6 protein-coding genes are annotated in these 10,217 nt (G+C 57.3%); 1 reads left to right on the top strand and 5 read right to left on the bottom strand.

What is annotated here, in order from left to right:
* Window positions 1–98: 98 nt before the first annotated feature.
* The 4 genes from KQI84_19460 to mtnN form a co-directional block, all read right to left on the bottom strand.
* The gene (locus KQI84_19460; protein ID MCB2157061.1) at window positions 99–434 is read right to left on the bottom strand and encodes a hypothetical protein; all 336 of its coding nucleotides are present in this window, start codon (window positions 432–434) and stop codon (window positions 99–101) included.
* Window positions 435–938: 504 nt separating this feature from the next.
* Complete coding sequence (locus KQI84_19455; protein MCB2157060.1) at window positions 939–2,534, bottom strand: hypothetical protein; 1,596 nt, start codon at window positions 2,532–2,534, stop codon at window positions 939–941.
* Between the two features lie 1,396 nt (window positions 2,535–3,930).
* Complete coding sequence (locus tag KQI84_19450; GenBank protein MCB2157059.1) at window positions 3,931–6,465, bottom strand: hypothetical protein; 2,535 nt, start codon at window positions 6,463–6,465, stop codon at window positions 3,931–3,933.
* A 19-nt stretch (window positions 6,466–6,484) separates the two neighbouring features.
* Window positions 6,485–7,390 carry a 5'-methylthioadenosine/S-adenosylhomocysteine nucleosidase gene (gene mtnN, locus KQI84_19445; GenBank protein MCB2157058.1) on the bottom strand — a complete coding sequence of 302 codons (906 nt, stop codon included), beginning with the start codon at window positions 7,388–7,390 and terminating at the stop codon, window positions 6,485–6,487.
* Between the two features lie 483 nt (window positions 7,391–7,873).
* Here mtnN and KQI84_19440 point away from each other — a divergent pair, with 483 nt between their 5' ends.
* On the top strand, window positions 7,874–8,242 hold the full coding sequence (locus KQI84_19440) for a VOC family protein (GenBank protein ID MCB2157057.1): 369 nt from the start codon (window positions 7,874–7,876) through the stop codon (window positions 8,240–8,242).
* A 321-nt stretch (window positions 8,243–8,563) separates the two neighbouring features.
* On the opposite strand, the gene KQI84_19435 is transcribed toward KQI84_19440, so the two are convergent.
* Window positions 8,564–10,217: hypothetical protein (locus KQI84_19435; protein ID MCB2157056.1), on the bottom strand; the 1,654-nt coding region annotated here is incomplete at its 5' end.

Genomic DNA, 10,217 nt, shown 5'->3' with positions numbered 1-10,217 from the left:
CAGCCTGCACCGAGGTCGGGCGTCGTGTCCAGATGTGGTTCGTGGGACGCATACCGTCGGGCGAAGGCAGAGGTATATCCGAACCGACGGCGCGAGGGTCAGCACGTTGTCGCTGCCAGAATCGACAAGACGCGCCGCAGGTCCTCCTCCGCAAACGCCGGCGGCACACGCACCGTCACGTCGCCGACGATGATCTCCAGGTGGTGGCCGCTTGGGGCCGGTTCTACAAGTTCCAGTTCTTGGAACGACCTATTCGGCAGAGCCCCTTCTCGGACCTTTGGGCGAAGACGCTTCTTCCAATAATGAAACGTCTGAACGTTCACGCCCCGCTCGCGACAAAACGCAGCCACAGAAAGCCCCGAGCCTTCCTGCTCCACCAGAATCCCTTCCCACCGCCGCCGCTTCTCCTCACGCACTTCCGCTAAACAACCCATGGCAAGCTCCTCGAACAAAATGTCCAATCAGCCTGCACCGAGGTCGGGCGTCGTGTCCAGATGTGGTTCGTGGGACGCATACTGCGCGTCCACCCTGTCGGAGTCACGACCGCTCGGTTGTCATCCGCTTCGACGAGTTGGTGCGGCGAGGACAAGCTGATCCCCGTTTCAATACCATTATACAACATGAAAAAATCCGGACTATCGGGAAAACTGAATGAATAACTCTCAAATGCAGCATCTGGATAAGCATGGCGAATGGAGGATATGTCCTGGCGAAACTGCGCAACTTTCTCGGGCGGCAGAGTCCCAAATCGCAGCTCTCCGCTTCCAAATACCAAATCATCATTCCAGAGGATTGAGCCATCTTTTCAAGGCAGCAAGTGAACAGCTTTGGATTCTCACGATTCACTCCACACAGTCGTTTGGAATGTTGGCATCTTCGACTGCATCAAGCGCATCTTTCACATCCCTGTGGCACCTCTGCCGCTGTGAGCTCGTGACTTACTTCGCGCCTATCGCTATTTGCTGCTTCTCCCATACCCCGCTCTTGGCAGACACGACTTCAATCTCCAAGACCTCATTTCCGAGCAATCTGAGCAGACGCGCCCCAGCAGCACTGCCGTCTATCAGTCGCGGCTTTCCGCCGCAACTGAGGACAAATAGCCCCCTTTGCAATCGACCATCTTCGCCAGGGACCATAACGGAGGTGAAAGCAGCCCGGTCATTATCAAGCGCCAGTATCTCCAACGGAACTACCATGGAAGCGCACACTTCGGGCTCCTCTTGACTCGGTTTCCAGCGCAGAATATCTTCTGCGGCAATGAATAGAACATCGCCATCTTGTGTCCAAGAAGCTCTTGGCGGCTGAGGTCTATTCAGAGGTCCCAACTCTCTCGTCTCTCCATTCATAGGATTCCACACCTTCAGCGTCTGTTCCCATGTCGCCGGATCTCCAGAGTTCAATCGTCGCTGATCAATATCCGCGGGGGAATCGACAAAGAGAATATCTCCAGTTTGCCCCTGCAGGGCGACCGGCATTAGAAGGCGGCCTTCCGCATCATACTCTGAGATTGTATCTCCTTCAGCGAGGAAGAGTAGGTGATCCGAAGAATTCGCACCCGGAAGGCGCGTGTGCACCAGCACGCCATCTGCGACTCTGAACACAGCAAGAACATCCGATTTGTACTCTATCGTCCCTAACTCCCGATCCTCCCACAAGACTTTCGTTCCATTTCCAGAATCCTTCACATGGAAGTCTATGCGAGGCAGTCTAGATGGCGGAAGTTCCTCGGCGGGTGGTTCATGCTCTTGGAGTGCGAGAAATGAGATTTCTCCTGTTGTTCTATCGAGCTGCAGTGAAGAGGGAGCCGCAAGTATATCCGACACACTTACCGGTGAGCCTGTAGAACCTGAGGTACGGAATATTCCCCACTTGATCTTGCCCTCCACCTCAGCGGCTCCAGAAAACGCAATGGATCCGCCGTCCAAAGGTATGAAGTCATTCACTTCGCTGCGCCCATCCAGGACCACAGTAATACCGTCGTCCGCTCTTGACCAAGTCGCTAAGATCTTCTGCGTACCACTTCCCACCTGCCCGTGAATAGCGAGCCATTCTCCATCGTCACTCCATTTTGCCAGGACTGTGTCCCATGCCTGCAGTTGAGCGATAGTATGTCTACTACCGTCTTCTGTGTCTATGATATCAACCGTCCGTTCGCCGGGTCTAGGCAGACGCGAGAAGAGGAGGCTCTGGCGATCGGCGGTCTCCGTCGTGATAGCAACGAGTCCAGATGACGGGGAAACGTCCAATATCTCATGATACATCCCATCATCCAATAGATTCTGCTCTTGCCCGGCTTCTGGCAATAGTCTGACGCGCGATATCTCTCGGCCATACTCATCGCTCGCAACATCAACCCAAATATCTCCTCGGGGTATTGCGAACTTAGTCTCTCTGAGGTCCAGGGAGTTTGATCGAACTTGCGCGAAGTCATTCGAAGAGGGTTGTGCAGTCGCAGTCTGCGATACAAACAGAGGAGCGGCCAGCAGTACAACAACCGCCAGGGGAAGCAACCGATCTGTACAATAGATGTTCATTTGAAAGTCCTTCGCCGAAGATAAGGTCATGGTTTTCTTACAAGATCAATCCGGTATACGGCGCGCCGAGTCGGTGACGATGGATGTGCAAGTGGAACGTAGCTACTCACTGCTTGTGCTCCGAAGTAGGAACCGGTCAACACTCCGTTGAATTCCCAGATTGTCGCAGAACGTACGGTTCCACCCGTTATCACCGTCTGAGTATGACTGTCGTTATTGATAAAAAGAAAGTCACCACGAGACACAGTGATCGAGTCCATAAAATTGTAGTTGCCGGGCCCTGGAGGAATGGAAAACTCTTCCGGCGCAGAGTAGACTGGTATAACTGGACCTGTGACAGGTCTGACCCCCGTGTCAACTCCGCTGTATGCATGAGCCGCCGCTCCGTGACACCGGCTCGCCTTGTAAACCGGGTTCAAAGTGTCAATGTTCGCCTGGTCGCGAGCCAGATGATCAGCGTAGACAGTCACTGCCATCAAGGGCGTTTCCCCAGTGGCCGGTGAGTCGGCATCGTCGTCTTGTGTGCAAGGAGTGGGGCTATCCTGGATAAACAGATCAACTGAACCGCTCGATAGAGGCCAATAAACTGTCGAACTAGCAGTGATGTTATCAAACACACCCGAAGATGACATCCACAAGAAACCAAGTAGGTTCCCCTGCACCTGTAGACTGAGACACTGAGAAAAATCGATATCGTTCCAAACGGGGTCCCAATTCGCACGGACGGGAATCGAATAATAGCCGGGATTCCCTGGAGCGACAGCATCTGTATCCCAGCGATAGATCAAGTTGGGTTCGGCGCCTTCGTACATCCAGGAATGCGATGGTTCCGTGATCGTACCTCCGGTGGGGGGAGCCAGACTGAGGATATCGCAGACACTCACCGTTACCGACCCTGAACATGGTGGGTCCTCGGCATGAGTCCAATAGTCATCATCATAGACCCTGTAGCCGATCGTCTTGGTTCCAGGGGTTGTCCAATCGGGGCACGATGTGATCTCCAAGAGGAGTTCTCCGATCCACGGATACTGCGGGACCGATTCCTTCACGCCAACATCTTCCGGTATGCATCCCGTATCCTGCGAGCATGTCCAGGATTCTGTGTAATGGAAGTCCGCGTCCATTACACTAAGGCGATAATGATCGAATAGTTCAGACCGGGCGATCGCTATGCACTCTTCTGGAGAAATCGGCCCACAGCGCACGGGTATCGAAGATCCGTCGATGAGCTCGGCTGATACCGAGAAAGCCCCTCCTACCTCCCAGCGATCGATACTGGGTGGCAACTCGTCCGGACACTCGCATGGTGTGTTCTGATTTGTGCCACCGGCCAATGCCGTTCCACCCAGGAAGAGGAATAGCATTGCCGTTGTGTAAGGTATCTTCCTGTATCCTCTCATCGCCTCGGGAACCTTTCGATGAATGTGACCACCCAGGGAATGGGTTTGTTTGCGGCCTTCAGTTCATCACCTGCGGGGTCGCCGAGACGAGACAGGCATTCGCCGCGGACGTAATTCACACTTGCTCGGTACATCTTGTAAGTTTGATTGCGCACGTCTGGGGGTGACCAACGCCCCGGCTCGAGCAGATCCAGCGCGCCCTGGTAGTCGCCATCGTAGGTCTTGGCAATCGCCCATTTCAGGCGGAGCAAGTACGCGTGGGGCGTTGTTGGGTAGTTCGACAGGTACTCCTCGATCAGCGGGATCGCTGCCGTAAACGACTCGCCATTCCAGGTCGAGTGGATGCGCTGGTAGGCGAATGTCCGGCGGTACTTCTCCGGAGCGTGGGCGAACAACGCCTCCGTCTCCGCATGCACGGCCTTCTTCATGTCTCTCTTACCGACGGCCCCGAGCGAGTACTCGTAAACCACACGGATCGTGAAGAGTGGCATTGTAGCAGCCTGGGCCATCTCGGCGTCGTTGAATCCGCCTTCACCGGCGGCCTGGACCCGATCCACAATCTCTTGGTGCTCGAGGAGATTGTAGAGGCTGTTCAGGAGCTTCGATTGTTTGCGAATCCACGACTCGGAGAATGGTTCGTAGCCGAGTTCGACGATCTGCTGGTCAAAGAGCGCGAGAGCCTGGCGCGTGATCTCCTTGGCTTTCGGGCGCTTGCCGTGCTGGGCCAGGAAGTGGGCTGAATGCAGAAGAACGCGCCAGTCGTTCGCTCCATCGGCGAGCAGGGAATCCAGAAGCCCGCTCGCGGTCTCCGGCGCCATGATGCCAGGGTTCTCTTCGGCGACCTGCAAAGCAAGAACAGCCGCCTGCACCGAGTATTGCGTATCGTTGGGGCAACACTCCATGGCCTGGAGATAGAAATCGATGGCGGTTTCTGGTGCGAGCTGCTCCTGGGCAATGCGTGCTCTCATGAAGAGAGACTTCCGAGCTTCGCGAGTGCCCACATGATCATTCGTAACGGAGAAGAACCTCGCGTCGGCCGCGCCATAGTCTTCGACTTTCAGCAAAGCGCGAGCCGCCCTGTAGGCAAACCAGGGGCGATTCTCGATCGGCTGCTCCCGCACCACGGCATCCACGATTGCCAGTTCGGCATCTCGGTCCGAGATTCGATTGATCGAGGTCAGGTCGGAAACAAGGAGCAGTCTCGAATCGATCTCATCGTCGGGGGATTTGAAATTCGCTTGGCCGATGGCGCGAGACAGATGCACGACGGCGTCCTCGATACAGCCCTCAGCACGACAGGCTGAGGCGAGCATCCGGCCGGCCTGGAGCGAGACAGATGACTTGGCATAGTCCCCGTCGACGAGGGACTCTGCGAGAGGTCGCCACAGGTCGGATCTGCGGTAACGACGGAGCAGGTGCCCCATCTCGGAATTGAATGTCTGCTGAACGGTCGCCGTGGCCTGGCAGACCGTTGCTCCATCGCCGACTGTCTCCTGGAGATATGGCTCATCCTTAGTCTGCAGGGCGCTCCTCGCCGCGCCGGTCAACGGCGGGACGATCTCTTCTTCTGGATTTCCACCAAGAATCGCCCGGGATCCAACCACGATGGCAGGAATGGCCAGGTTTCGGCCCGCGCGGAAGGCACTTCGCGCATCCGCGTCCCGCTCCAGCATTCGGTAGGCCTCTCCGAGCGTTGTCATTGCTTTCGGAGCAATCTTCGCCGCCAACTGACGGTCCTTGGCGGAGAGCTTGGCACAGAGCGCAGGAACCAAACTGGCGATCGCAATCGCAGAATCGGGATAGGCAAAGCGGAGGAAGAGATGAGAGGCGCGACGCCGAAGCTCGAGTTCTTTGAGCCCGCCGCTGTAAGGCGCCACGGCGGCATCGAACAAGTGCCGTGCGACATTTTCCTTGCCGAGGCGCAGATTGGCTTCCATCAGGCGGAAGAGGACTTGTTCGGACTGAGACGATGCGCGCGAATTCAGCGAAGCGTAGTGCTTGAGTGCATGCAGCGTACGACCGCGCTTCATCTCGAGATCGCCGTGCAGGAGAACAGCTTTGTCGCGGCAGCTTGACTTCTTCAGACGCTCGATCAGCTTCTCCGCGCGCATCCAGTCATGGATCGCAACGGACGCTCGAGCTGCATAAAGAGTGGCCTCATCGCGATACCGGAAAGGTTCATCCGCGAGTGTCTCAAGAATGAGTGCAGCACCGGCGAAATCCCCGGCCTGATAGAGTGCTTTGCCGTAGTTGAGGCGCGCAAAAAGGCTTTTGAATCCGCGTAGCTTGTCCGTTGCGAGGACTTCTTCCAGAGTGCTCGCTTCGGCAGCATACCGCCCATCCCGATGGTACCGACGTGCCAGTTTTAGGAGGACCGTTACTCGTTCGTCGCCCTTTGCATGAAGAAGTTGGCGTTGGAGTGCTTCAGTAACGGATTCCTGTCCAGGAACAGCAGCTCGGACCATACCACTCAGCGAAACAGCCGCTGCAGCGCCCAGGCTGACTTTCATGAAGTGACGCCTGGTAGCCATTTGTGGCTCCTTTCGTATGTTACGGTCGTACCTGTTTTCTACAACCATCTAGAGACCGGTTGTCAATCCAGGCGTCAAGGAGCATTTGTGTCACATGTGAATCCAGTTCTTGGATGGGAATCCTGGTGTTCGTTGAGAACTCCAGCGGCGCCGATTCATCTGCCATGTCCGTAAATCGACGAACGACAACATACGGGGTCTCCGATCGCTGGCAGGGAATCGTGATTCCGGTTCCGTTCATATCCACCGCGGCGGCATCGAAATCATCTCGCAGCTCGGCACGTCGCTGGACAGAGGCGATGAACTCGTCTCCGCAAACGAGCGTTCCCGTGGTAACCGCAACGTCGAGTTGCGTGAATTTCTTGGCCACGCATGCGGCCAGTAGCGCCATTTCTTCGGCAAATTGATCGGAATCTGTGTTCTCGGGGATAGGATTCGGCAGGCCTTTGCCCCCCCCCAGCCCAGCAGTGCCGCGATTGTGTTGCCTCACGTCGTTCGCAATGAACAGTGACCCGGGCGAAGCCCCGGCCAGGCTCCCTGCGACGCCATAGGAGAGGACACAATCCACCGGATAGCGAGCGAGGAGAAAAGTCGTCGTCTGCGCTGTCGGAACCAGGCCCGCGCCCGTTCGGGCGATGTGGACTTTGGTGCCCCTATAGTAGCCATGTGTGATCTTGATGCCCTGATCTCGAACGGGTTGTCCTGCCGTTCGGATGACCGAACGTGCGGCGGATTCCTGCTCGTCCAAGGAGACGAGAAACGCGATGTCGGACCGGGCCGAAGAAGGAAGTGCGTGAAAGAGGAGGATCAGGAGGCAGGCAAAAAGAAAAAGCGCCTTTGCAGGCGCTTGAGGCCGATGGCGGCACCTATCTGCCGTCATGCGGCCGTGCGTTGAGTAAAGCGGCATTCGACGGGTCGGCGTCAAGTGTAAAATCTCCCATGCGTATCTGATAGTGACGAACAAGAGCAGGCCTGCCAGATTCGGACAGGGTGCTGAGCGCAGAATTCAGCATCCCAAGGTAGAAGGAAGAGTGCTTGCTACGCCCATGGTCTCCGGTTAGCAATGACGATCCTCTCCCCCAGCAGATTCTTCACTCGACATCAAGAGCCTGAACACCTGAGTAACACGCAACTGGAAACGAACCCACTGCAATTCGCTGTTGTCGAAGAGCTCGGTATCACTGCTATCACGATCGAGGCAAATCCAACTGCCGATGGCTGGTACCTCTACTGACTTGCAAGGGACGCGAGGTTCAGAGGACATTCCTCGCCCCCTCTCTCGCACTCCCAATCTTATGTTCCCAATCTCGCCGAGGCGGCCCCGCATTTAAGCCTGGCTCTGAGGGACGAGCTCTGTCAGAAGACAGAGAGCCTCCGCACCTTCCACTTCATGCTGGAGTTGTCCCCCATGAATATCACAGATGGCCTAATCGTCTTCCTTGGCACCGATGACCTGGAAGCAACCCATACGTTCTATCACGATGTGCTCGGCCTGGAACTCGATCGCGACCAGGGCGTCTGTCGAATCTACCGCGTGCCCGGTGGAGGATGCCTGGGCTTCTGTACTCATGTTCCGGTGGCGCGAGATGCGCGTTCGCCGATCATAACCCTTCTGGTCGAGGACGTAGCCCGATCGCACGAAACGCTCCTGAAGAGGGGGGCAACTCCGGAAGCCCCTCCCGCCTACAATGAGAAGTATCGGATCGAACACTTCTTCCTTTCCGATCCAAATGGCTACGCCGTGGAGATTCAGCGATTCGTGGCGCGAGAATCCTAGTATCAGGCGCTACAGCGTCCTCTCTGTAACCCCGTGAGGCAAGGCCACGGTGGTGAAAACGACGATGCCCATGAGCAGAGTCTTGATCGCCATCATGCGGCGCGAAGAGCATAAGGTTGTGGCGCTCTTGATCCCCGTCTCCAGTTCCGGGAACATTGCGTTCTCGAGGTTGGGAGAGTTCGTGTTGGTGGCATGGCCAACCACCAAACACAAATGGCCCGCCCAAAAAAAAGAGATATCTTCACCTCGCGGCAGAAAAATCGTTCACGACAGAAATTTAAAAAAACCGCTCTAGCTGCTTAGAGTCCGGAGATACACGGGCTATGGGACGATTTCACGTTCCGCGAGGAGTGCCCGCAGGTCGCTTGCATCGACCATCCCGTCGGTGTTGCGATCCAGGCTGATGGCGCTGGCCGATGGGTCCGATCTCCCGAGAAGGCAATCCAGGAAGAGTGCCACTCCTCCGTCCCCTCCCGGCTGAGGATTCACCTGAACCCAGGTCTCGGCGGATTCCCCGAAGACACCAGTGCCTTCGCGCCAGAGTTGCCACGCGGTTCGGTAGGAACCGGGAGTATCCGGCATTCGGGCGGAGAGGCGAATCATTCCATCCCGTCCACGCTCAACCATGTCCATTCCCCCCCACTCGCCAGCGGTAAAGCGTGTGAGCGGATCGACGGGATCCACAGGTCGAAAGGCAAACCCGTCATCCTTCGTCCACGGCAGGTTCGAGTCGTTGCGGACGTGCACCAGAATTTCCTGGTCGCTACCGGCATACACGAGGCCCGGGACTTCGATCCCGATGACGGCTCCGCCAAACCGGGGGACCTCAAACAAGTAGCATGAAGGAGAAGTCTCCGGCGTCCCTGTATTGTCGATGAGCGTGAGCTGCAGCTCGAATGCGACGGTCCCGTCGTCGGGCCAATTCCACGAGAAATCCGACACCCAGAGACCGTATGTAGGATCGATCCGGTTGAAGGAGAAATCGCCATAGCGCGTCCAGGTCTCCGTCCCTTGCGGGCGATAGTCGACCTCCAGCCGTTGCGGCTTCTCGGATGTAGAGCCGGCCAAGGCGGTGAGAGGCAAAGGGTTCTGGTCGAGCTCGATATCTTCATATCCCACCAGACTCGAGTAGGGCCAGGGCGGGAAAAAGACCGCGGGGAATTCGAGAGTGAGTGAGTCGGCTGCTCCCCAGGAATCCGTTGCGCCGAGAGACACAAACTGCGGTTCGGAGGCGTAGCCGCCAATGTACTGAATGCGCAAGATTCCGGATGCCTCGTCGAGAGTCACGTCGAGGAGAGGGGAGTGCTCAACCGTCCAGCGGACCGGGTCTCCTTCGAGATCGACTGCGGCAAAGGGGACCTCAAGAGGCTGGGTCGCCCAGAGGGTCTCGTTGAAGTCGGCGGGTTCGGTAATTTGCGGGGCCGTGTTACGATCCAGCAGGGTGAACTGCAGATCGGCGGCAAGCGGGTCGCTCCCTCCGGAACTCTGCATTCCGGAGTCGGCGTCTCGGAGAGTGGCCTCAGCCCCGAGGCCAATGCGGAGAGCTTCGGGAGGAACATTCCAGGCTGCCCGGTACTCTCCCGCAGCCTCGCCGGGTGCCAGGTCAACGCGGGCGATTTCGACTCCATCCTCGAGCCGTGAGACGAGGATTTCGCCCGAAAGCCCATTTCGCCCAGTGGCTTCTTGAACGGTAAACCGCATGACGCCCTGGGGGGCCACGATTCCACCGCGCGAGACCACGGGATCGGAAGCAAGAGCCAGAACAACGGGAGCGACCGGATCTGCGGTGGCCTCGACAGCGAGCACAAACGCCAGTTCGGGCTGCAACGGGTCGTTTGTCTGGAAGATCGGGGAAGCGACGAGAAGCCCCGGCGCGCCGGCCAGGATGTCGAAATGGAGATCTCGGGATCGGCCTGCCGTGACCTGGATCGGGCCGGGACGACGTGGAACAAGCCACGAGGGGAGGGAGGTGGGA

The organism is bacterium, assembly GCA_020444065.1.
GTDB lineage: Bacteria > Sumerlaeota > Sumerlaeia > SLMS01 > JAHLLQ01 > JAHLLQ01.
This window is presented reverse-complemented; position numbering and strand designations above follow the sequence as displayed.

What these genes read in the sequence shown, in the direction of transcription:
- KQI84_19460 (MCB2157061.1), bottom strand. Translation starts at nt 434, where the DNA reads ATGGGTTGTTTAGCGGAAGTGCGTGAGGAGAAGCGGCGGCGGTGGGAA.
- KQI84_19455 (MCB2157060.1), bottom strand. Translation starts at nt 2,534, where the DNA reads ATGAACATCTATTGTACAGATCGGTTGCTTCCCCTGGCGGTTGTTGTA.
- KQI84_19450 (MCB2157059.1), bottom strand. Translation starts at nt 6,465, where the DNA reads ATGGCTACCAGGCGTCACTTCATGAAAGTCAGCCTGGGCGCTGCAGCG.
- KQI84_19440 (MCB2157057.1), top strand. Translation starts at nt 7,874, where the DNA reads ATGAATATCACAGATGGCCTAATCGTCTTCCTTGGCACCGATGACCTG.